Origin of the sequence: Xanthomonas axonopodis pv. maculifoliigardeniae (genome assembly GCF_041519315.1) — a bacterium.
Taxonomy (GTDB): Bacteria; Pseudomonadota; Gammaproteobacteria; order Xanthomonadales; family Xanthomonadaceae; genus Xanthomonas; species Xanthomonas euvesicatoria.
Genome location: NZ_CP167998.1, coordinates 31137 through 54334, shown reverse-complemented (window position 1 = coordinate 54334; position 23198 = coordinate 31137). Strand labels below are relative to the sequence as shown.

16 protein-coding genes, 1 other RNA gene and 1 pseudogene are annotated in these 23198 nt (G+C 65.2%); 12 read left to right on the top strand and 6 right to left on the bottom strand.

Annotated elements, in window-relative coordinates; translation table 11 throughout:
• Nucleotides 1–47 precede the first annotated feature (47 nt).
• Nucleotides 48–124, top strand: a non-coding RNA gene (locus ACDH77_RS00230) — sX9 sRNA.
• Between the two features lie 320 nt (nt 125–444).
• On the opposite strand, the gene ACDH77_RS00225 is transcribed toward ACDH77_RS00230, so the two are convergent.
• The 3 genes from ACDH77_RS00225 to ACDH77_RS00215 all read right to left on the bottom strand — a co-directional run bounded on the left by ACDH77_RS00225 (nt 445) and on the right by ACDH77_RS00215 (nt 3652).
• Nucleotides 445–2184: a M56 family metallopeptidase gene (locus ACDH77_RS00225; protein ID WP_218488964.1), complete on the bottom strand. Its 1740-nt coding sequence runs from the start codon at nt 2182–2184 to the stop codon at nt 445–447.
• Between the two features lie 3 nt (nt 2185–2187).
• Nucleotides 2188–2586 (bottom strand): BlaI/MecI/CopY family transcriptional regulator, encoded by a 399-nt coding sequence (locus ACDH77_RS00220; protein WP_008572904.1) that lies wholly within the window; start codon nt 2584–2586, stop codon nt 2188–2190.
• A gap of 190 nt (nt 2587–2776) precedes the next feature.
• A complete protein-coding gene (locus ACDH77_RS00215) occupies nt 2777–3652 on the bottom strand; it encodes a LysR family transcriptional regulator (RefSeq protein WP_014088886.1) in 876 nt (291 codons plus the stop codon).
• Nucleotides 3653–3816: 164 nt separating this feature from the next.
• Between ACDH77_RS00215 and ACDH77_RS00210 the strand changes: the two genes are divergently transcribed.
• The gene (locus ACDH77_RS00210; protein ID WP_338338963.1) at nt 3817–4686 is read left to right on the top strand and encodes an NmrA family NAD(P)-binding protein; all 870 of its coding nucleotides are present in this window, start codon (nt 3817–3819) and stop codon (nt 4684–4686) included.
• Nucleotides 4687–4765: 79 nt separating this feature from the next.
• On the opposite strand, the gene ACDH77_RS00205 is transcribed toward ACDH77_RS00210, so the two are convergent.
• Entirely contained in the window at nt 4766–7165 is a 2400-nt protein-coding gene (locus tag ACDH77_RS00205) for a penicillin acylase family protein (RefSeq protein ID WP_218488966.1), read from the bottom strand.
• A gap of 248 nt (nt 7166–7413) precedes the next feature.
• Here ACDH77_RS00205 and ACDH77_RS00200 point away from each other — a divergent pair, with 248 nt between their 5' ends.
• Entirely contained in the window at nt 7414–7758 is a 345-nt protein-coding gene (locus tag ACDH77_RS00200; protein ID WP_031420473.1) for a hypothetical protein, read from the top strand.
• A gap of 216 nt (nt 7759–7974) precedes the next feature.
• Here ACDH77_RS00200 and ACDH77_RS00195 read toward each other — a convergent pair whose 3' ends face one another.
• On the bottom strand, nt 7975–9252 hold the full coding sequence (locus ACDH77_RS00195; protein ID WP_014088883.1) for a DNA topoisomerase IB: 1278 nt from the start codon (nt 9250–9252) through the stop codon (nt 7975–7977).
• Nucleotides 9253–9308: 56 nt separating this feature from the next.
• Here ACDH77_RS00195 and ACDH77_RS00190 point away from each other — a divergent pair, with 56 nt between their 5' ends.
• The 4 genes from ACDH77_RS00190 to ACDH77_RS00175 all read left to right on the top strand — a co-directional run bounded on the left by ACDH77_RS00190 (nt 9309) and on the right by ACDH77_RS00175 (nt 16891).
• A complete protein-coding gene (locus ACDH77_RS00190) occupies nt 9309–9689 on the top strand; it encodes an I78 family peptidase inhibitor (RefSeq protein ID WP_011345797.1) in 381 nt (126 codons plus the stop codon).
• 202 nt (nt 9690–9891) lie between these two features.
• A complete protein-coding gene (gltB, locus tag ACDH77_RS00185) occupies nt 9892–14364 on the top strand; it encodes a glutamate synthase large subunit (RefSeq protein WP_338338964.1) in 4473 nt (1490 codons plus the stop codon).
• Nucleotides 14365–14545: 181 nt separating this feature from the next.
• A complete protein-coding gene (locus tag ACDH77_RS00180; RefSeq protein ID WP_011345795.1) occupies nt 14546–16027 on the top strand; it encodes an FAD-dependent oxidoreductase in 1482 nt (493 codons plus the stop codon).
• A 462-nt stretch (nt 16028–16489) separates the two neighbouring features.
• Complete coding sequence (locus tag ACDH77_RS00175) at nt 16490–16891, top strand: hypothetical protein (RefSeq protein ID WP_126952716.1); 402 nt, start codon at nt 16490–16492, stop codon at nt 16889–16891.
• A gap of 84 nt (nt 16892–16975) precedes the next feature.
• On the opposite strand, the gene ACDH77_RS00170 is transcribed toward ACDH77_RS00175, so the two are convergent.
• Nucleotides 16976–18034, bottom strand: a complete 1059-nt coding sequence (locus ACDH77_RS00170) for an NAD(P)-dependent alcohol dehydrogenase (RefSeq protein ID WP_008572924.1) — start codon at nt 18032–18034, stop codon at nt 16976–16978.
• Nucleotides 18035–18343: 309 nt separating this feature from the next.
• On the opposite strand from ACDH77_RS00170, the gene ACDH77_RS00165 reads away from it, so the two are divergent.
• The 5 genes and pseudogenes from ACDH77_RS00165 (at nt 18344) to ACDH77_RS00145 (ending at nt 22999) form a co-directional block, all read left to right on the top strand.
• Nucleotides 18344–19417: a glycoside hydrolase family 5 protein gene (locus ACDH77_RS00165; RefSeq protein WP_372353652.1), complete on the top strand. Its 1074-nt coding sequence runs from the start codon at nt 18344–18346 to the stop codon at nt 19415–19417.
• Nucleotides 19418–19650: 233 nt separating this feature from the next.
• Nucleotides 19651–20052 (top strand): annotated as a pseudogene (locus tag ACDH77_RS00160) (hypothetical protein); the annotation flags it as partial.
• Between the two features lie 132 nt (nt 20053–20184).
• Nucleotides 20185–21237, top strand: coding sequence for a glycoside hydrolase family 5 protein (locus tag ACDH77_RS00155; RefSeq protein ID WP_109290582.1), 1053 nt, complete (start codon nt 20185–20187; stop codon nt 21235–21237).
• 66 nt (nt 21238–21303) lie between these two features.
• The gene (locus ACDH77_RS00150) at nt 21304–21591 is read left to right on the top strand and encodes a hypothetical protein (RefSeq protein ID WP_146200096.1); all 288 of its coding nucleotides are present in this window, start codon (nt 21304–21306) and stop codon (nt 21589–21591) included.
• Nucleotides 21592–21865: 274 nt separating this feature from the next.
• A complete protein-coding gene (locus ACDH77_RS00145; protein WP_127166456.1) occupies nt 21866–22999 on the top strand; it encodes a glycoside hydrolase family 5 protein in 1134 nt (377 codons plus the stop codon).
• Nucleotides 23000–23198: the final 199 nt, after the last annotated feature.

The window sequence follows — 23198 nt, the reverse complement described above, 5'->3', positions numbered from 1 at the left end:
GACTCCACTCACCGCCCGGTGGGTGCCGGGCGGTGCTCTGAAACGGCATGTACCGCGCCTACACTGCGATTCCGATCGCGCTGGCCACGCCCACCCGACGACTGCTCGCGACGCTCTGTTCTCCGCTGTTACTGCGGCCGCGCGTGTGCCGGCCGTGCACGGCCGGATGTGCAGCGGGCTGCATGCCATGCGTTGCTGCTCCGTGGCCAACGGAACCCCATCGCCGCGGTAACGTGCGGTCTACCGCGAGCCGCGCTGGTTCTCCTTACTGGACTGCTGCGGCAGCCGGCAAACCGGTGCGAACAGCTGTCGGCGATGGCGATCGGCTGGCGTAATGCGCGCGCCAAGAAGCGATGCGTTCCCGAACCTGCACGTGGTGCATGCCAACTGCTGGTACCGACCATGCGCCCCTGACGGTGAGCGCAGCCGTCTGGTCGATCGCGCCTAGTTGTTCTTCGCCCGCTCTGCTTCTGCTTGCGCTTGGTCTGCCTCTGCTTGCGCTTTTTCGGCCTCGACCTGCGCTTGCGCTGCCTCGCGTTGCGCTTGCGCCGCTTCCCGTTGCCCACGTTCGGCCTCGGCGCGGCCCTGAAGAGCGGCCTGCTTGGCCATTTCGACCTGGTGCCGCGACAGCGCGTCCGCCTGGCGCACCGCGGCCGCATACGCGTATTGCGCCTGACGATGCTGTTGCGTCATTTCGCGAATCTGCTGCTCGGCTTGCCGCGCTTGCTGTTGCGCTTCCTGTTTGGCCTGCGCCAGTTCTGGGCCTAGCGAGGCCAGTTGTTCGCGTGCGTCCTGCAATGCGTCCTGCGCGGCCTGCATGCGGTCTTGCTGCAGTTCAAGGTCGTGGTTGTCGGCAGCGAGCGCATCGTGCACGGCGGCTTGCGCGTCACGGCTGGCATCGCGGCGGATGCGGTCCAGGTCGAGATTCCAGCCGCTGTCTATCGGGTCTGCGTCCTCGTCATGCAGCGGTTCGGCGCCCAGCACATCGGCGATGACACCGTGCGTGGCAGGGGCGGCCACTTGCGCCGGCGCAGCTGGCAGCGCCGGCAACGCGCGCATCGGCGCTGCGACGTCGGCAGGCTCCGCCGTGCTGCTGACCTGTGCACGCGGCGCTGCCGGGGCCGTCACCACGACCGGCTGCATGCCGGCAGACGTCACCGGTGCCGGCACCGGCATGGCCACCAGGCGCAGCGGCAGCACACCGCAGACCGCCACCGCGGCCAGAATCATCGCGGCAGCCAGCCGCGGAAACGCGTGGGTGTCCTGCAACATCGACAGCCTGCGCTTCAAGCTGATGAACGAAGGCGAGGCACTTGCCACGCCACCGCGCGGGCGCGGCGCCACACCCAGTTGCAGCAACAAGCGGCCGTAGTCGTGGCGGCAATGGCGGTGCCCGGCGACCACGGCGGCATCGCAGGCGGCTTCGCGGGCGATTGCATATTCGCGCGCGGCCAGATGCACCAGCGGGTGGAAGAAGAACAGGTGCTGCGCCAGCGCCGGCAGCAAGCCCCACCACAGATCGCCACGACGCAGATGGATCAGCTCATGGGTCAGCGCCATGTCCAGATCGTCATCGGCCATGTGCGGCAAGCGTGCAGCGGGCAACAGCAACACCGGTTGCCACGGGCCGATCAACTGGGGCGAATCGATCTGCGCCGACAGCCGCAGCGCCGGCGGGCGCGACAAGCCATGCGCTTCAGCAGCCATCTGCAACGCCTGCACCAGGGCGCGGTCGTTGCAGGGCTGCGCGGTGCGCACCAATGCACGGCTGCGCAGATAGGCGCGCGCCGTGCCGGCAGCCAGCACCAGCACGCCGGCCGCCCACAGTGCCAGCAATGCCACCGGCCAGGTCGACCAGGCGCCAACCTGCATGGCCTGCGCGGTGACGCCTGCATGCGCGGCCGTGGATGCCGCGGCGGTGGCGTTTGCCAGTGGCGCCAGGCTGTCGGCCGAGCCCAGCGCCGTGGTCACGCTGTGCGCCGGCAGCACCGGCAACTGCACCGGGTTGCTCCACACCAGGCCCACCACCGCCTGCACGCCCACCAGCCACCACAACCAGGTCTGCGTGGCTGCCGGCAGGCGGCGCACGCCGCGGCACAGCGCCCACACCACCAACACCAGCACCGCGGTCTGCACGCTGGTGGCGCCAAGCTTCCATAACACCGCTTCGATTAGGGGCGACATGACTCAATCCTCCTTGCGCTGCGATTGCAGCTTGGCAACCAATGCTTCGAGTTCGGCCAGTTCGGTATCGCTGACTTCGGCGCGTTGCGACATCCACGCCACGAACGGCGACACCGAGCCCTGCAGGGTCTTCTCGACGAACTGCCCCACCGCCCCGCGCACCACATCGTCCTGGCCGGCGGTGGCGCTGTAGCGGTACACACCCTCGACCTGCTTGCGGCGCAGGAAGCCCTTGGCCCGCAGCCGCTCCATCATGGTCAGCACGGTGGAGCGGGCGAGCCCGCGCGGCTCGCCGAACGCCCCCGCCACTTCGCCCACGCTGGCATGCCGCTGTTCTTCGATGTATTGCAGCAGGGCCAGCTCCTGGTCCCCGATGGTCTTGCCGCGCATGGCGCTCTCCATGACTACAGTTGTCGCTACCGTAGGCCTGACGACAGCTGTAGTCAATAGGTCGGATGGCAGGGGGGCGTGTGGGTGGCCGTGGTGTCTGTGTGCCTTTGCCAAGGCCCGATGGCACGGCAACCGCTTGCGCGCAGAAGTTCGCCACGCGCTGGCGGACCTGGCGCACGTTCAACAGAACGGCGCCACCGCCCTACCCCTTCAACACCAACGACGCGTCCGGATAGCGGGCGCAGATGAAATCCACGAAGGCGCGTACCTTCGGCGCTGCCAGGCGCCGGGAGGTGTGCAATACCCACAATGCCGGCGCCACGCCGGAGATCGTTCCCCACTGCAGCAATTGGCCGCGTGCGAGTTGCTGCCACGCGATCGACTGCGGAATCAACGCAACGCCGCCACCGGCAATCACCGCATCGCGCACCATCAGGAACGAGGAAAACCGCATCCGCGGAATCGGCTCCAGGACCAGGCGCCCACCATCCAGCGTCCAGGTCGTGGGCTCGAAGCTGGACATCACCACGCCCGGCACCGGATGCACCGCATCGCCAGACGGCATGGCGATGGACGGTGCGGCCACCACCACCAACCGGTCCTTGGCAAAGCAACGCCCGACCAGGCGGCTGTCCGGGCTTGGGTTGATGCGGATGGCGACATCGAACTGCTCTTCCATCAGATCGACAGTGCGGTCCTCGGCCACCACCTCCAGCGTGATCTCCGGATAGGCCGCACAGAAGTCGGCGCCGATGTGCCCCATCGCCAGTTGGGAGAACAACACCGGGGACGCCACGCGCAAGCGGCCGCGCGGCGATGACAACCCCTCGCGCGCGGCTGTCATCGCCTCGGCCACCTCGCTCAGCGGCACCTGGGTGCGCTCCATCAACTGCTGTCCTGCCTCGGTGAGCTTGAGTCCACGGGCACTGCGCTCGACCAGGCGCACCCCCAGCTGTTCCTCCAGCTCGGTGATGCGCCGCGACAAGGTCGCCTTCGATCTGCCGCTCGCGCGGCTGGCCTTGCCCAGCCCCTGGTTGGCGGCCACCAGCGAGAAATCGATCAGGGCATTGAGGTCCATGCTGTTGCACATCTGAAACGGGATGTCTACATCCTGGCGTCTTCGTACTGGCAGTGCAACGGCATATCGTTGCCCCACCCACCAAGCGGCCGCACCGGCAGCAGCACCACCGCACCGGCCGCTTCGCTCCGATCCAACCGTCCATCCAACGCAGGAGATTCACCATGAGCATTCTCGTCACCGGTGCCACCGGCACCGTCGGTTCCCTGGTCACCCAAGGCCTTGCCGACGCCGGCGCGCAGGTCAAGGCGCTGGTCCGCCAGCAAGGCAAACGCTCCTTTCCGGCAGGTGTCACCGAAGTGGTGGCCGACCTCACCGACGTCGCATCGATGCGCGCCGCACTGGCATCGGTGCGCACGCTGTTCCTGTTGAATGCGGTCACCCCCGACGAAGTGACCCAGGCGCTGATCGCATTGAATCTGGCCAAGGAAGCCGGCATCGAGCGCATCGTGTATCTGTCGGTGATCCATGCCGACACGTACACCAACGTGCCGCACTTCACCGGCAAGCACACCGTCGAGCGCATGATCGAAAGCCTGGAAATTCCGGCAACGATCCTGCGGCCGGCGTACTTCATGCAGAACGAAGGCATGGTGCAGCAGACGATCACCGAATACGGCCTGTACCCGATGCCGATCGGCGCACAGGGCATCGCGATGATCGATGCGCGCGACATCGCCGATATCGCGGTCGTCGAGCTGCTGCGCCGCGACCGTGCGGACGGTCCGTTGCCACCCGTCACGCTCGACTTGGTCGGCCCGCAGGCACTGACCGGGGTGGATGCGGCCAAGGTCTGGAGCGCAGCGCTTGGGCGCGAGATCGCCTACGCCGGCGATGACGTGGCCGCCTTCGAAGCACAGCTGGCGACGTACGGCCCGTCGTGGCTGGCCTATGACATGCGCCTGATGATGGCCGGCATCCAGCGCCTGGGCATGCACGCGGCAGAGGGCACGGTGGCGCAGTTGCAGGCGCTGCTGGGACGTCCGCTGCGCACCTATGAAGCCTTCGTGCGCGAGGCGACTGCGCCGGCGTGAGCGCAGGCGGCGTAGCAAACGCCGGGATTCTCGCGCTTGCTACGCGATGTGCGCGGCGTCAGGTCGGTTCGCGGTTGCGTTAGTGCGCCTGCGCAGGCACCAGGTCGAAGATCTGTTCGGTTGCCGCATCTACCGCAGCGCGCGTGTACAGCAGCGGGAAATAGCGTCCCTTGAGCCATAGCGGTGCGAGGTCGCGGTAATGCGGGCTGGCCGGGTCGCCGGACTGGCCGGGGTAATTCATGGCGCGAGAGTTATCCCAATTGCCCAGGTCGATGATCAATCGTGCAGAAGGACCGATCGTCTGGCGAAAATCGGCAGGGTCGTAGCTGGACTGATTCGGCGTATAAGGGCTGCCGCCCTTGGCGAACGGACCGACATCAAGCAGCGCGCGATCGGCCCCGGCCACCGCGCTCATCGCATGCGAGATCTTGTTGGTATGCAGCTTGCCCCATTGCCACTGCGAGGCATCGGGGCCTTGCAGCGAGACAAGCGCCTGGTACGCACTGCGCAACGACTGCAGCAGCAACTGGTCGCGGCGTGCGGCCGGCGCTGCGCCGAACGCGGCGCCAGGATGTTCCAGCGCATCCAGCATGGCCGCGGCATCGGGCGCGCCGAAGCTGTCGGCCTCCGACGGCTGTAATCGCAACGCTTTGTATGCATTGCCCAGATAGCGACTGAACCAGACCTCTTCCAGCGCTGCGGCGGGGGACGTAGCGCTGACCTCGCCATTCCATGGCCGCAGCAACGTCAGTGCGGCGCTGATATCAGGGTCCTGCGAACGCAGCGGTCGCAACAATGCGGCCAGGCGTTGCGCGGGCAACGAGACCTGATCGTTCTGCAGTTTTTCCGAGTCCTCCAGCGTCACCTTGGGCAGCTGCGAGAGCACCTGGGTGATACGGGCATGGCGAGCCTCATTGGCCCACTCGAAGCCGAGTTTGCGCTGCGCAACCGGGTAGCCGGCGGGCAGGTTCATCTCGTTGGAGGTGGTGATGAAGCCGGCTTTGGGATTCTTCGACCAGGGCAACACCGTGCCGTCCCAGAAGCCGTTCCATTCGTAGCGGCCATCGCCGGGCACGGGCAGCAATCCATCGCCGTGATCGCGGCGCGGGGTCATGCCGGCGGTGGCCCAGCCGATGGTTCCGCCGACATCTGCATAGACCTGGTTGACCGACGGCGCTCCCCAATGGGCGAGTGCGGCCTTGAACTGCACGAACGCGTTGCTGCGCAGGTAGCGTAGCGAGCCCAGATAGGGCGCCGCGCCGGGCTGGCTCCATACCGACCGCAGCGCATACGCCACATGTTTTTCGACATCGACATAGATCACCGGCCCGTGACGGGTGAATTGCAGCTCTGTTGTCACCGGCGCGGCGCCGCGCACGGCGATCTGTTCGTGCTCGCTGCGCAGCGGCTCCCATTTGCCCTGGTACCAGTACGCCGCGTTGTCGTCTGGACGCAACCGATACACGTATAAATCTTCCTGATCGATGTTGAAGATGGTCAGGCCGAACGCGCTGGTTCGGTTATGCCCGATCGCGATGCCAGGCGCGGTGGGCTCGCCGGCACCGATGATGTCCAGACCAGGGCTGTTGAGATGCACGAAGTAGCGAAGACTGGGCACGTTGTAGGCCCGATGCGGGTCGTCCGCCAGCACCGCGTGACCGGTGGCGGATTTCTGCGACGCGATGACCCAGTTGTTGCTGCCTTCGGCAGAGGCGTCATCGTCAATGGCCGATAACGTCGATGCGATTGCCGCAAGTTGCGTGCTTGCGCTCAGCTTGGGGCTTTGCGTCGCCAGCTCGTAGACCTTCAGCACGTCTTTCGGCAGACACGGGTCCAGCCCGTCCGGCAGCGTGGTGGTCCAGGCCGGCTGCAGTCTCAGGCGTATCGCATCGACAGCCAGCGAGGCCTTGCAGGCGACGTTCGCACGCGCGACTTCGCTTTTGACATTGCGGCTCAGGCCGGTGGTGCGGATGCGCAGCACATCCTCCGGCGCCCAGCGTTCGGGGCGATACCCCAGCTTGTCGAATTCGTAGGGCAGTGCCTGCGGGTGACTGTCCAGCCATGCGATATACGCATTGATGCCGGCGACGAATCGGCCCACGTCGCGCCGGGCAGTGGGCCCGTAACTGCTCCATTCCTGTGCCATGTCGCCGCGATACAGAAACAGCCGCGCGGCACGGTCCTGTTCCACATAGGTTGGCCCGAACGCATCGGAGAGATGGCCCAGCCCTTTGCGGCGAAGTAGATCCAGCTGAAACAAACGGTCTCGCGCCACATTGAAACCCTGCACGAAGAACGCGTCGTCGTCGGTCTGCGCGTAGATATGTGCCAGGCCCCACCTGTCCACGCGGATCTGCGCCGGCCGTTGGAGACCTGCCACCGTCATGGTGGCCTGGCTGGGCGCGGGCGCTGCACGTGCAACCGAAGGCGGCAGCGCCGCGCAGGCAACCAATGCAAGCAGCAGCGGTTTGATGGTCATGCTACTGATCGTCTGGGTTGGAAGCAGGAGTCTGCACCTCTCGCGCTGCTGGGCGAGGCGCTGTCCGGAAACACTGGATTGGCAAGCGAATCCAGGTAGCCCAGCGTTGGCGCAGCGTGTCCGGCGCGCTGACGATCACCGGCAGACACGGGTGAGGCCCGTCTCTGACACGGTGCCGCGCAGCATCTTCATGCCATCCCGACAACGCCACCTTCACGCTTGCGGCATTCTTGCCCTGGAGCTTCCCGATGATCCGTATCCTCGCCCCACTCGCTGCCGCTGCGTTGTTGTCGGCCTGTGCCTCCAACCAGGTGGCGCAGGTGCAGCCCATCGACGGCGCCATCTCCGGCCAGTGCCATAGCGACAAGGTGCGTGGTGCGGTGGGTCTGGCGGCGGCCGCGCAGACCATCGAACGTGCACGCGTGGATAGCGACAGCCAGCGCGTCATCGTGCGCCGCGGCGAGCGCGCCAGCGGCGGCACCACCGCCAGCGGCCTGGCCGACCCGGCCCAGGGCGCCAGCGAAAGCGGCGGCGATCAGCTCACCATCGAAACCGGCCCGAACAACAGCATCACGGCCATCTATTGCGGCTGAGGATTCGGGATTCGGGAATCGAAATTCGGGATTCGGTACGGCACTCGCTGCTGTCTGCGTCCCGAGGCGGCCACCTGGAATGGTTGACACCGCGTCGCTGATCGTCGCCAGGCGGACATGAGCGACGCGCAGGAACCGGCGTGCGCGCGGTACGTGATGCCCGCACACGCCGACACCCTGGCTGTGGCGAATGCCGTGGGTGTCAGCCTCGGGCGCTTAGGCCGACTTGCGCCTTGCCGCAGACGTCGACTGCGTCTTGAGCCTGCTGCGCGAAGCGCTCAAAAACTTCAGCGTGGCCGCTTCCCACTGGCGCTCGCCACGCACACCGGTTGCCATGGCCTGCAGCTGGCCCGCACGCCAGCCTTCGAAGACGCATGGGTCGATGTAGGCCTTGCGACACACCGAGGGCGTGTTGCCCAAGGCATCGGCCACTTCGCGGATGACATCGTTCTGCACTTGCTTGAGCGCACGTTCGCTGCTGCGCTCCGGCAGCGGCAGCCGGGCCAGGCGTTGCAGCGCGGCCAATGTGCCGCCCCAGGTGCGGAAATCCTTGGCGGTGAAGTCTTCGCCCATGGCCTCGCGCAGATAGTCGTTGACCTGCCCCGAATCCACCGGCTGCAATTGGCCATCGTCGTCGCGGTACTGGAACAGCGACTGCCCCGGCAGCTGCTGGCATTGCCGGATCAGTTTGACCAGTTGCTTGTCGTCCACTTCGATATCGTGGTCCTGGCCGCTCTTGCCACGGAATTTCAGCCGCGCGCGTCCGCCCTTCAGAAATTCCATGTGCCGGTTGCGCAGCGTGGTCAGCCCGTACGAGCGATTGCTGCGCGCGTATTCGGCATTGCCGACGCGTACCAGGGTGTCGGCCAGCAACGCCACCACGATCGCCAGCACCTTTTCGCGCGGGAATCCCGGCAGCACCAGATCGCGACGCAACCGCCGCCGCAACTTGGGCAGCGCAGTACCGAAGGCGATCACGCGTTCGAACTTGCCTTCGCCGCGGACCTGCGCCCAGTCGGCGTGATAACGGTATTGCTTGCGCCGCCGCGCATCGCGCCCGGTCGCCTGCAGGTGGCCATTGGGCTTGGCGCAGATCCACACATCGGTATAGGCCGGCGGAATCGCCAGCGAACGGATGCGCTGCAAGGTGTCGGCATCGGCGATGCGTTGCCCGTCGGCATCGCGGTAACTGAAGCTCTTGCCGGCCTTGCGGCGACTGATGCCGGGCTGTTGGTCGTTGACATAGGTCAGCCCGGCCGCACGCGCGGTCGCCTTGGCCTGCGCCACAGCGGCTGCGCTTGCCACAGCGGCCGTGGCGACGGCGGCGCCGGTGGCGACCGCCGCGAGCTTGCCGGCCGTACTGACGGCGACTGCGGCATTGCGAACAACACGTTTGGCTTTCATTGCGCACAGGTCGAGGGACTGGCCGCGATTGTTGGCCGCAGCAAGACTAGGCTGCGTCAACGCTACGACAACGCCGTGTGCGCAAGCCATGCCCGTCGCGTGACTTTGTGCTTATGCTTGGGCATCCCCCTTTGCTGGAGTGATCGATGCGCGCTGTTCTACCTGTTGCTCGCCTGACCTGCACCCTGGTGATGCTGGCTGCATTGACTGCCTGCAACAAACCGCAACCCGATGAGCAGGAAGCCGTCACCGCCAAGGCCCAGCACGCGGCCGAACAAGCCGCTGCGCCCGCACCGGATGCAGCGCCGGAAGCGCCGCCGATCGGCACTTGCGATGCCACCCAGGTGCAATCGCTGGTGGGCCAGCCGTTGACCGATGCGGTGGGCGAACAGGCACGCAGCGATGCCGGCGCCAAGTCGGTGCGTGTGCTCAAACCCGGCCAGATGACCACCATGGAATTCAATGGCGAACGGCTCAATCTGGAAGTGGACGCCAAGAACGTGATCACCTCGGTGCGCTGCGGCTGAGACGGCCTTGGCGCCTGTCGCAAGACCGGCGCCAAGCCTGCTGGCACAAGGGGTTGCAGCGGTTCTCGTTGCAGCTGTAACGGTGTATTGCGGCACCGCATCAACTGTGGTCTAGTCGATCATCCGGTGACCTCTTCGAACGCTCCACGGATCGAGCGCTGCGACGTCGTCGCCGCTCTCCTAAGATCGCAAAGAGGCAGACATGGCCCCCCGCACTCGCCAAGGGCTCAACGACTACGGTCTCTACAACAGCGTGCGCGACGAGCGCGACGCGTGTGGTTTTGGCATGGTCGCCCAGTTGGACGACCAACCCTCCCGCGCGCTGGTGGATACCGCGATTGCGGCGCTCTCGCGCATGACCCACCGCGGCGGTGTCGCCGCCGACGGGCTCACCGGCGATGGCTGCGGCCTGCTGATTCGCAAACCCGATGCATTCCTGCGCGGGCTCGCGCGCGATGCCGGCATCCCCCTGGGCACGCGCTACGCGGCCGGTGTGGTGTTCCTGCCGCTGGACGAAAGTGAGGCCGCGCGATGTCGCGCCGAACTGGAAGCGCAGCTGCAGGCCGCCGGCGTGCAGCTGCGCGGCTGGCGCGTGGTGCCCACCGACGACAGCGTGTGCGGCCAGCTGGCGCGCGACACCTTGCCGCGCATCGAGCAGGTATTCGTCGATGCCGGTGCGGAGCAGACCGAAGACGGCTTTACCCTGGCGCTGTTCCTGGCACGCCGTCGCGCCGAGCAGCAGCTGCAGGGCGTGCCGGACTTCTACGTCACCACCCTCTCGCCCAACGGCATCAGCTACAAGGGCATGGTGCTGCCGGACAAGCTGAGCACGTTCTACCCGGACCTGCAGCGCAGCGACCTGTCCTCCAGCGCAATTGTCTTTCACCAGCGTTTTTCCACCAACACGCTGCCGCGCTGGCCGTTGGCGCACCCGTTCCGGCTGCTCGCGCACAACGGGGAAATCAACACCATCGAAGGCAACCGGCGCTGGGCGCAGGCGCGCAGCAAGGTGTGGCAGACCCCGCGCTTCGACATTGCCGAATTCGATCCGGTGATCTCCATGCACGGCTCCGATTCGCAGAGCCTGGACAACATGCTGGAGCTGCTGATCGCCGGTGGCATGGACCTGCTGCAGGCGCTGCGCATCCTGGTGCCGCCGGCGACCCAGTCGCTGGAGTTCAAGGACGCCGACCTGGCCGCGTTCTACGAGTTCTACGGCCTCAATACCGAACCCTGGGACGGCCCGGCCGGCATCGTGGCCTGCGACAGCCGCTACGCGGCCTGCATGCTCGACCGCAACGGCCTGCGCCCGGCGCGCTGGATGCTGACCTCCGACCGCCACTTCCTGGTCGCTTCCGAAGCCGGCGTGTGGGAATTGCCGGCCGAGCGCATCACCCGCAAGGGCAAGCTGGGCCCGGGCGAGATGATGGCCATCGACCTCAAGCGCGGCGACCTGCTCGATTCCGATGCCATCGACCGCATCAACCGCGCGCGCGCCCCGTACAAGCAATGGCTGCAGCAGGGCGTGACCTACCTGCAGACCGAGTTGATCGACCCCTCGCTGGTGGAAGAACCCTTCAGCGAGCAGACCCTGCGCAGCTATCACAAGCTGTTCCAGCTCAGCACCGAGGAAGTGGAACAGGTGCTGCGCCCGCTGGCCGAGACCGAGCAGGAAGCCACCGGCTCGATGGGCGACGACACCCCGATGGCGGTGCTCAGCCGCCAGACCCGGCCACTGTACGACTACTTCCGCCAGGCGTTCGCGCAGGTCACCAACCCGCCGATCGACCCGCTGCGCGAAGGCATCGCGATGTCGCTCACCACCCAGCTCGGCAGGGAGACCAATATCTTCCACGCCGGTGCGGAGACGGTGAACCACGTCATCCTCAATTCGCCGGTGCTCAGCCAGCGCAAGCTGCGCCAGCTGCTGAAGATGGAGCAGTACGTCGAGCGCAACCGCCTGATCGACCTGTCCTACAGCCTGGAAGAAGGCCTCAAGGCCGGGCTGGAGCGCATCTGCCAGGAGGTGGAAGCCGCCGCGCGCGACGGCGCGGTGATGCTGCTGCTGTCGGACCGTTACCCGGTGCCGGACCGGCCGATGGCGCATGCGCTGCTGGCCACCGGCGCGGTGCATCACCACCTGTGCAAGGTGGGCCTGCGCTGCGACGTCAACCTGATCATCGAGACCGGCACCGCGCGCGACCCGCACCACATGGCCTGCCTGCTCGGCGTCGGCGCCACCGCGGTGTATCCGTACCTGGCTTACCAGACGCTGTTCGACCTGGGCCGGCGCGGCATCCTGCAACTGAGCAAGGGTGGCGAGCAGTCGCAGATCGGCCGCCGCTACCGCAAAGGCATCTACAAGGGCCTGTCCAAGATCATCTCCAAGATGGGTATCTGCACCATCGCCAGCTATCGCGGTGCGCAGCTGTTCGAGATCGTCGGGCTGGACCCGGACGTGGTGGACCTGTGCTTTGCCGACACCCCGGCGCGTATCGGCGGCGTGGATCTGGCACGGCTGGACACCGAGGCGCGCGAGCTGACCGTGCGCGCCTGGAACGACCAGCTCAAGCCGGAAGTGGGCGGGCTGCTGAAGTACGTGCACGGCGGCGAGTACCACATGTACAACCCCGACGTGGTCATGACGCTGCAGCGTGCCACCCGCACCGGCGATGCCGGCGACTGGCAGAAGTACGTGGACGCGGTGCATGCGCGCCCGGCCTCCACGCTGCGCGACCTGGTGCAGCTCAAGCGTGCCGACACCCCGACGCCACTGGATCAGGTGGCCCCGGCCGAAGATGTGCTGCGGCGCTTCGACAGCGCCGCAATCAGCCTGGGCGCGTTGTCGCCCGAGGCGCACGAAGCGCTGGCCATTGCGATGAACCGCCTGGGCGGGCGCAGCAACTCCGGCGAAGGCGGCGAAGATCCGGCCCGCTACGGCACCGAGAAGCGCTCCAAGATCAAGCAGGTGGCCTCCGGCCGCTTCGGCGTCACCCCGGAATACCTGGTCAATGCCGAGGTGCTGCAGATCAAGGTCGCCCAGGGCGCCAAGCCCGGCGAGGGCGGCCAGCTGCCCGGCCACAAGGTCAACGAACTGATCGCCCGGCTGCGCTACGCCAAGCCCGGCATCGGCCTGATCAGCCCGCCGCCGCATCACGACATCTATTCCATCGAAGACCTGGCGCAGCTGATCTACGACCTCAAGCAGGTCAACCCGACCGCGCTGGTCTCGGTGAAGCTGGTGGCGCATGCCGGCGTCGGCACGATTGCCGCCGGCGTGGTCAAGGCCGGCGCCGACCTGATCACCGTGTCCGGCCATGACGGCGGCACCGGTGCCAGCCCGGTCAGTTCGATCCGCTATGCCGGCGTGCCGTGGGAACTGGGCGTGGCCGAGTCGCACCAGGCGCTGGTGGCCAACGATCTGCGCGAGCGCACCATTCTGCAGACCGATGGCGGCCTGAAGACCGGCCTGGACGTGGTCAAGGCCGCGCTGCTCGGCGCCGACAGCTTCGGCTTCGGCACCGCGCCGATGATCGTGCTGGGCTGCAAGTACCTGCGCATCTGCCACCTCAACAACTGCGCCACCGGCGTGGCCACCCAGGACGAGCGCCTGCGCGCCGGCTACTTCACCGGCCTGCCGGAGCGGGTGGAGCACTTCTTCCGCCTGCTGGCCGAAGAAGTGCGCCAGTGGCTGTCGTACCTGGGCGTGCGCTCGCTGGACGAGATCGTCGGCCGCACCGACCTGCTGGAACAGCTGGAGGTTTCGCCGCGCCCCGGCGTCAAGGTCGACCTCTCGCGCCTGCTGACGCATGCCCGCTACGACGGCAGCCACTGCGCCGCCCAGCGCCTGTACGAATCGCCCGACAGCCTGGCCACGCAGATGGATGGCCTGCTCGCCGGTGCGATCGCGCACAAGAGCGGTGGCGACCATCGCTTCCTGATCCACAACACCGACCGCTCGATCGGCGCACGCCTGTCCGGCGCCATCGCGCGCGCGCACGGCAACCACGGCATGAGCGATGCGCCCTTGAACCTGCGCTTCCGCGGCACCGCCGGGCAGAGCTTCGGCGCGTTCAACGCCGGTGGCCTGCAGCTGGAGCTGGAAGGCGAAGCCAACGACTACGTCGGCAAGGGCATGGCCGGCGGGCGATTGGTGGTGCGTCCGCCGCGCGGCGCGCGCTTCGAGGCACGCAACACGCCGATCGTCGGCAACACCTGCCTGTACGGCGCCACCGGCGGCGAGCTGTTCGCGGCCGGGCGGGCGGGCGAGCGCTTTGCGGTGCGCAACTCCGGCGCGCTGGCGGTGGTGGAAGGCGCCGGCGACCACTGCTGCGAATACATGACCGATGGCATCGTGCTGGTGCTGGGCAAGGTGGGCCTGAACTTCGGCGCCGGCTTCACCGGTGGCCTGGCCTACGTGCTGGATATCGAACGCGACTTCGTGGACCGCTACAACCACGAGCTGATCGACATCCACCGCGTCTCGGCCGAAGGCTTCGAGAACCATCGCCAGCATCTGCATACGCTGATCAGCCGCCACCGCGAGCTGACCGGCAGCATCTGGGCGCAGCAGATCCTGGACGAGTTCCGCGACTACATCGGCAAGTTCTGGCTGGTCAAACCCAAGGCCGCCAGCATCGAGTCGCTGACGGAGTCGCTCAGGCGTGCCGCCTGAGTGACGGGATTGGGGATTCGCTCAAGCCATGCGACCTGTCGTCGCCTTGGCAAATCCCGATGTCCGAATCTCCACTCCCTGCTCTCACGCATCGAGATTGCCTGTTCGAGATTCGCACTGCGTCAGACCCATGTCGCCCGCTGTTGCGAATCCCCAATCCCAACTCCCGAATCCCCCCCCTATGAGCCGCAAGCAAGCCTTCCAATTCCTCGACCTGCCCCGGACCATGCCCACGCGCATTCCGGTGGAACTGCGCACCTCCGGCGACTGGGGCGAGTTGTACGGCAAGTTCGACAAGGCCGATGCGCAATACCAAGCCGGCCGTTGCCTGGACTGCGGTAACCCGTATTGCAGCTGGAAATGCCCGGTACACAACGCCATCCCGCAGTGGCTGCAGCTGGTGCAGGAAAACCGCATCGAGGAAGCCGCCGCGCTATGCCATTCCACCAACCCGCTGCCGGAAGTGTGCGGGCGGGTGTGTCCGCAGGACCGCCTGTGCGAAGGCAGCTGCACGCTGGAGGAATTCGGCGCAGTCACCATCGGCGCGGTGGAGAAGTACATCGTCGACACCGCCTTCAAGATGGGCTGGCGCCCGGACCTGGGCAACGTGCAGCCGACCGGCCACCGCGTGGCGGTGATCGGCGCCGGCCCGGCTGGGCTGGCGTGTGCGGACCGGCTGGCGCGTGCCGGCATCGAGGCGGTGGTCTACGACCGCTATGAGCAGATCGGCGGGCTGCTGCAGTTCGGCATCCCCAGCTTCAAGCTGGACAAGTCGGTGATCGGCAAGCGCCGCGAGATCCTCGAAGGCATGGGCGTGCAGTTCCGCCTGGGCGTGGAGATCGGTAAGGACGTCAGCATCGAGCAGTTGCTGGGCGAATACGATGCGGTGTTCTTAGGGACCGGCGCCTATCGCTACACCGACGGCGGCCTGCCCGGGCAAGACCTGAAGAACGTGCTGCCGGCGCTGCCGTTCCTGGTGCAGAACAGCCGCATCGTCAGCGGCAACGACCCGCACGGCCGGCCGATCGCCGGCTGGGAAGACCAGCTCGCCCTGCCCGACCTCAGCGGCAAGCGCGTGGTGGTGCTGGGCGGCGGCGATACCGGCATGGACTGCGTGCGCAGCGCCATTCGCCTGGGCGCGGCCAAGGTCACCTGCGCCTACCGCCGCGACGAAGCCAGCATGCCCGGCTCGGCGCGCGAGGTGGCCAACGCGCGCGAAGAAGGCGTGCGCTTTTTGTTCAACCGCCAGCCGCTGTCGATCGAATCCGGCGCCGACGACGAAGCCATCGGCGTGACCGTGGTGGAAACCAGATTAGGTGAGCCCGATGCCAGCGGCCGCCGCAATGCCGTGCCGGTGGAAGGCAGCGAATCGCTGCTGGAAGCGGACGTGGTGATCATCGCCTTCGGCTTCTCGCCCACCCTGCCCGATTGGTTGGCCTCGCAAGGCGTGGAAGCCGGCAGCAACGGCCGCATTGTCGCCCCGGCCGACTGCAACGGCCGCCTGCCCTACCAGACCAGCAACCCCCGCCTGTTCGCCGGCGGCGACTGCGTGCGCGGTGCGGACCTGGTGGTCACCGCAGTGGCCGAAGGCCGCGATGCGGCGGGAAGCATCGTGCAGCTGCTGGGGGTGAACGCGCAGGTCAAGGAGCCGGCTGCGGCATGAGGGTGATGAGGAGCATATGGATCGCGCCTAGCTCAGCAAGGCGAAGAATCTTTCCTACAGAGACCCCGAAGTCGCGCCTCAAGAGCTACGTGAGATAGAACTAGCAATACCTGAGCTGGACGTTGCGCCTCGCATTCGACATCTAAAGATCAACGAACTCAATGATGCCCGAGGGTACAGGCAAGCTGCGCTCTTAGCTTGGGCATGTCACATAACCTTGCGCTGCCCGTACGCTTCTCTCCGTCGAAGCGTGTGGCAGCCTGGTGAGAGAGAAGTGCACGGCACTTTGCATCGATTCATCTGAAGGAACTCGTTTCGGAATCACTCAACAGCCCGACCACTATTCAGGCGATTATTGCTGGTTTTGCGAAATCAACGTCTTGTTTTGCCGGGTTCTACACGTTCGGCTTCAACGAGAATCACTACAAGCCAAACCGAGACTCGGGTCGATTAGACGTAGACATGAAGAAATTAACCTTGCGGAGCCTGCCTAGCTCAGTTTTACCTGAGTACACATCAGTTTCGAAAATCGTTTATGAAAAAAACTGCTGCGTCGTACACTTGACCGCCCATGCCTCTAATAGGACTGTCCAAATCATTTTTAGCGATGTGGTCGGCGTAAAGATACTGGACGAACGCGATTTCTCTGAATTCTGGCGCTGCAATATGGAATCATTTGATGAGATAGAGGGAGCAACCGTCTCACAGGTTCTCTTTGGCGGTTGGAGCCAGCACGATGAAGTACTTGAGTCGTATATTCCAACAGGATTCTACGGCGAAGTTATGGAGTTTTTCATCGCTGACCACTCTGAGTGCATCAACGTTCTATGCACAAAGGAACCCTCTATCCACATCGTTGATTAGCTCGCCAGCAGAGTAGCGAGGTGTATTACCGTCCGCATCGACAGCGACGCAGACGGCAACATTACAGCGTGACGTAACAACTACTCAGGCCGCCTTATCCAGCGTGGCCATATCGATCACAAAGCGGTACTTCACGTCGCTCTTGAGCATGCGCTCGTAGGCCTCGTTGATCTGGTCGGCGCGGATGGTTTCGATGTCCGAGACGATGTTGTGCTTGGCGCAGAAATCCAGCATTTCCTGGGTCTGGCGGATGCCGCCAATCAGCGAGCCGGCCAGGGTGCGGCGCTTCATCACCAGGTTGAACACCGCCGGCGACGGGTGCGACTGCTCGGGCACGCCCACCAGCACCATGGCGCCGTCGCGCTTGAGCGCGTTGAGGAACGGGTCCAGGTTGTGCGGCGCGGCCACGGTGTTGAGGATGAAGTCCAGGGTGTTGTACTGCGCGGCCATCTGCGCTTCGTCCTTGGAGATCACCACTTCGCTGGCGCCCAGGCGCATCGCATCGGCGCGCTTGCTCTCGGAGGTGGTGAACAACACCACGGTGGCGCCCATCGCCTTGGCGATCTTCACCGCCATGTGGCCCAGGCCGCCCAGGCCGACCACGCCCACCTTCTGGCCCGGACCCACCTTCCAGTGTGCCAGCGGCGAATAGGTGGTGATGCCGGCGCACAGCAACGGTGCCACCGCGGCCAGGTTGTCGCTGTGGGTGATGCGCAGCACGTATTTCTGGTCGACCACGATATGGTCGGAATAGCCGCCGTAGGTGTTCTCGCCGCCGCCGAACATCGGCCCGTTGTAGGTGCCGGTGAACCCCTGTTCGCAATACTGTTCTTCGCCTTCCTGGCAGGAGGCGCAGCTGCGGCAGCTGTCGACCATGCAGCCGACACCGGCCAGGTCGCCGACCTTGAAGCCGGTGACCGCATTGCCGACGGCGGTCACGCGGCCGACGATCTCGTGGCCGGGCACCGAGGGGTACAGCGTGTTGTGCCATTCGTTGCGTGCGGTATGCAGGTCCGAGTGACACACGCCGCAGTAGGCGATGTCGATCTGCACGTCGTTGGGGCCGGGCGCGCGGCGTTCGAACACGAACGGGGCAAGTGGTTGATCGGCGGCCTGGGCAGCGTAGGCGTGGGCTGTGCTCATGGGAAAACTCCGGGGGGTGTTGCGTCGTCGGCAAGGCGCGCCAACAACGGGAAGAAAGGGTCGGTAGCTTAAAACGCGCAGATGTCGCACTCCTGCGACAGTGCGTCTTACCTGGTCTCTTGCGAACGCGAGCGCAGCGGCATGATGCGCCTTGCGCGTGTTCGCAGGCGGTCAAATCCGCGCCATGCGCGTGAATGGCGCACTAACGTGCGAGCTCCCAGACTCACGCAGCAGCAGATGGCGCTGCACCATCTGCGCTGGCCGTGCCCTCCCCCGCGGCCGCCCACGTCGATGCCGAAGGAGACTTCCATGTTCCGCACTCCCCCGCACTTTCCCCGCTTGCGCATCGCCGCGCTCGCGTTGACCTTGCTCGCCGCCGCCCCACTGGTCCAGGCCAAGGAGCCGCCCGGCCCGAAGAAGGACACCGCTGGCCTGAAGTATGTCGGCGTCAATCTGTCCGGCGCCGAGTTCAACTCGCGCAAGAAGCCCGGCACCTTGTTCAAGGATTACACCTACCCTGCCGCCTCGGATTTCAGCTATTTCGCCGGCAAGGGCATGAATACGATCCGCCTGCCGTTCCTGTGGGAACGCGTGCAGCCCGAGCTCAATGGCCCGCTGGACCAGGCCCAATTGGGGCTGATCAAGAAGTCGCTTGAAGCAGCCAAGGCCAACAAGCAGTCCCTGATCCTGGATCTGCACAACTACGCCACGTACAACGGCAAGCGCATCGGCACCAGCGATGTGCCGGCCGGCGCGTTGGCCGATCTGTGGCGCCGGCTGGCGCTGGAGTTCAAGGACGACAAGGCGGTGATCTTCGGGCTGATGAACGAGCCCAATGGCATTTCCGCACCCGACTGGGCCAATGCCGCGCAGGGGGCGATCAACGCGATCCGCAAGACCGGCGCGAATAACCTGATCCTGGTGCCGGGCACCGCCTACACCGGCGCACACAGCTGGCGCAGCACCAGCTACGGCGTCTCCAACGCAAAGGCGCTGGAAATCCTCAAGGACCCGGGCAACAACCTGGCCTTCGAAGCGCATCAGTACCTGGACAAGGACTACAGCGGCACCAAGCCGGTGTGCACCAGCGACTCGGTAGGCCAAGAAAAGCTGCAGGGCTTCACTTCGTGGTTGCGCGAGAACAAGCAGAAGGGCTTTCTGGGCGAATTCGCCACGGCCAACAATCCGGTCTGCGACAAGGCGCTGGAAGGCATGCTGACCTACATGGAAAAGAACAGCGACGTGTGGCTGGGCTGGACCTGGTGGGCGGCGGGCGCGTGGTGGAAGCCGGACTATCCCTTCAACGTGCAACCGGGCAAGGACGGCAGCGACAAGCCGCAGATGGCGATCCTGAGCAAGTACGCACGCCGCGCCGGCAAGTAAGCAGCGGCGCAGCCAGAGGTGGTCGCAACCAGTGTTGCGGCCACTTTTTTGTCATTGCCGCAGCGCGTGGGGCCGCCTGCTTCGGAGAAGGGCAGACCGCCGCTGGCTCGCTGCGGGCAGCAGAAGGCAGAGGCAATCGCGCGCCAGCTCACGCGCTGCGTGTTGCCGATGTGCGCTGTTCGATGGCATGCAACAGCCCGGTATCGAGCGCTGGCCATATCGTCCATGCGCTGGTGCAACTTGCAGTGCGAGGCTGCCGTCTCGGCGACGCCCTGATGCGACGCCTGCGCGCCACGATGCATGGACGACGCGCGAGCGATCTCATCCAATCCGCGCTATCGCGTCGACGTCCGCACTACACCTGCGCACTGTCTGCCGCTGTGGCTGGCATTGCCCGGCGACAGCATCGCCAATCAGGCAACCCATCGTGATGGACAGATAGGCGCTGCAGCGCAGAGGCATTGCACGAATGCAGCTGCATTCGCCCGCGATGTACAGCACGCCATCGCGCAGGCGATGCGCGCCACTGTTCGAAGCGTGTGCAAACGGTGCGGTACGTTCGCGCCATGCGTGCGCGCTCTAACACAAGAACTGCGGGTCACTGCACAGCTTGGCCGATTGATCCCTCTCAACCGTGGTTTGTGCGGGCGTATACGCCTAGTCTGGTGATGGACGCGTTGCTGTCTTACATCGAACGAGCTCATACCCGCATCAGCGCGCCGTCCTTGCACAGGTCTTTCGCACGCAGAAGTCTCAGGAGTTCCCCCATGAAATCCCTCACCACGCGTACGCGCCGGCCGCGTTGCCGCGCGCTGTCTTTGCTATTGCTTGCCGTCATGCCGCTCGCGCAGGCGCAAAGCACTTCCGGCCTGAAGTATGCAGGCATCAATCTATCCGGCGCCGAGATCAAATCCTCACAAAAACCCGGCGTGCTCAACATCGATTATCACTATCCGGCGGCCGACGAATACGCCTACTTCGCCGGCAAGCACATGAACACGGTTCGCCTGCCGATCCTGTGGGAACGGCTGCAGCCAAAAGCGGGCGGCGAGCTGGATCCGGCGCAGCTGGCGTTGATCCGGCAGGCGGTCGCCAACGCCAAGGCGGCCAACATGTACGTGATCGTGGATGTGCACAACTACGCCAAGTATTACGGCCACACCATCGGCAGCACGAAAGTGCCGATCAGCACCTTCAACGATCTATGGCGACGGCTGGCGATCGCCTTCAAGAGCGACAACGCCGTGATCTTCGGGCTGATGAACGAGCCTTACGACATCGATCCGCAAGCGTGGGCAAGAGCCGCGCAGGCGTCGATCGACACCATTCGTAAAACCGGTGCAAACAATCTGATTCTGGTGCCGGGTGCGTTATGGACAGGCGCGCATAGCTGGTACTCCACAGTGGCCGGGCAATCCAATGCAGTGGCGATGGCATCCATTCGCGACCCGCTCAATCGGTATGCCATCGAAGCGCATCAATATCTGGATGCCGATTCCAGCGGCACCAGCGGCGGGTGCGTCAGTGCCACGATCGGAGTCGAGCGCCTGCGCAGTTTCACCGAATGGCTGCGCCTGAACAAAAAACGCGGGTTTCTTGCCGAGTTCGGTACCGGCAACACGGTCACCTGCAATCTCGCGCTCAACGGCATGCTGGGCTACATGGAATCCAACAGCGATGTGTGGATGGGCTGGTCCTGGTGGGCGGCAGGCGCGTGGTGGAGCAGGGCGTATCCGTTCAACGTGCAACCGGATGCGCAGGGGCGCGACAAGCCGCAAATGTCGATATTGAGCCCACGTGCGCGCCGGATTACCGATTAAGCGCGACCAACGCGCCCAGCAAATAGTCGTCAGCTGGGCGCGGATGGCACGCAAACCACACCGTAGGTGATCCACGCCAAGCGCCTGCCGCGCCCGCCTGACGCCTGCACGCGGGTGCTGTCGCTGCTGTTGGCAACGATAGCGCCAGTGCAGGCACGTGCGGGCGCCGCAGGCAATCGTCATCACACGTCGCTCTTCCATCCGGTAGCGAGCGCGCTTTCTACCGGGCTGAGCATTATCGCGATCGGACACTTTTCCTGGTCTTTTCGCGGAAAGATCGAGGCAGCCTATGCCTGCAACCTCGGTTGCACTTCAATGCGGCATGGCGTCATGGACATGACGTCATGCCACTGACGGCAGGCGCTTCTATACGACGCAAAGTCGACAGCACGGACGAACCCACGCCGCACTTGCGCAAATACCGGCCCATATCTGGCGCTTTTGTGCGGCCTATCAATCTCGACAACGCACTTTGCAGAGTGTGACTGCGATGCAGTTCGCATATTGGCGCTGAACTGGCCACCGGCAGCAATTGGGCACGGCTGATGCATTGACTTAGACCGATGCAGTGCATCGCACGTAACGCGCATGCACTTACCCGCATCGCCCCCGTCTGAGGAGTTGTGTCATGTCTGCTGTCTGCTTTTCGTTGCGCGCGCTACTGCGCTCTACGCTGCTTTTCATCGTGTTCGGTAGCCTGTCGCTGGCCCACGCGCAGACGCGCGCGCTCACCTATGCCGGCGTCAATCTTTCAGGTGCCGAGTACGCATCGTCCAAGAAGCCTGGAGTCCTCAACAAGGACTATATGTACCCCGCGACCAACGATTACACCTATTTCGCCGGTGTCGGCATGAATACCATCCGCCTGCCGATCCTGTGGGAGCGGCTGCAGCCCACCGCGAACGGCGAACTGGACCCGGCACAGCTCGCGTTGCTGCAGCAGGCGGTGGCACGCGCCAAGGCAGCCGGTATGTATCTGCTCATCGATATCCACAACTACGCCAAGTATTACGGCTACAAGATCGGCGGCCCGGAAGTACCGGTGGCCACGTTTACCGATCTCTGGCGTCGTCTGGCACTGGCATTCAACAGCGACAACGCGGTGATGTTCGGGCTGATGAATGAGCCCAACAATATTTCGGCCAGCGAATGGGCCGGCGCAGCGCAGGCCGCCATCGATGCCATCCGCAGGACCGGTGCCAATAACCTGATTCTGGTGCCCGGCGCATTGTGGACCGGCGCGCACAGTTGGTATTCCCCCACGAGCGATGGCTATTCCAACGCCACCGCGCTGACCGCCATCTACGACCCGCTCAATCGCTACGCCTTCGAAGTGCACCAGTATCTGGATGCCGATTCCAGCGGCACCAGCAGCACCTGTGTCAGCAGCACCATCGGCGCCGAGCGCCTGCGCAACTTCACGCAGTGGCTGCGCACCAACCGCAAGCGCGGCTTTCTGGGCGAATTCGGCACCGCCAACAATGCGGTGTGCAACCAGGCGCTGCAAGGCATGTTGGCACACATGGAAACCAATGCAGACGTGTGGCTGGGCTGGACCTGGTGGGCGGCCGGTTCGTGGTGGAACCTCAGCTACGCGTACAACGTGCACCCCAACAAGGACGGCACCGACAAGCCGCAGATGGCGATCCTGTCGCCACAGGCCGCACTCGCCACGCGTGCGCCGGTTGCGACTGCCGCAGCGCGCAGCTCCGCTGCATCGACCTCGGCAACAAGCACATCCGCTGCACGCACGACACGCTGATGCCAAGCAAAGCCGCCGCAAGGCGGCTTTTCCAGCGCACGCAGCGCGCGGGCACACGGCGTTGGCAAGGTGAGAAGCACACGCACGTTGCTGCGATTGCGATCGTGGATAACACACGATGCGTGCTCAGCCGCGACATCCGCGTCGATGTAAACATCGCGTGCATCGCAGGTGAGCAAGCACCTCGGCGTTTCAGCTA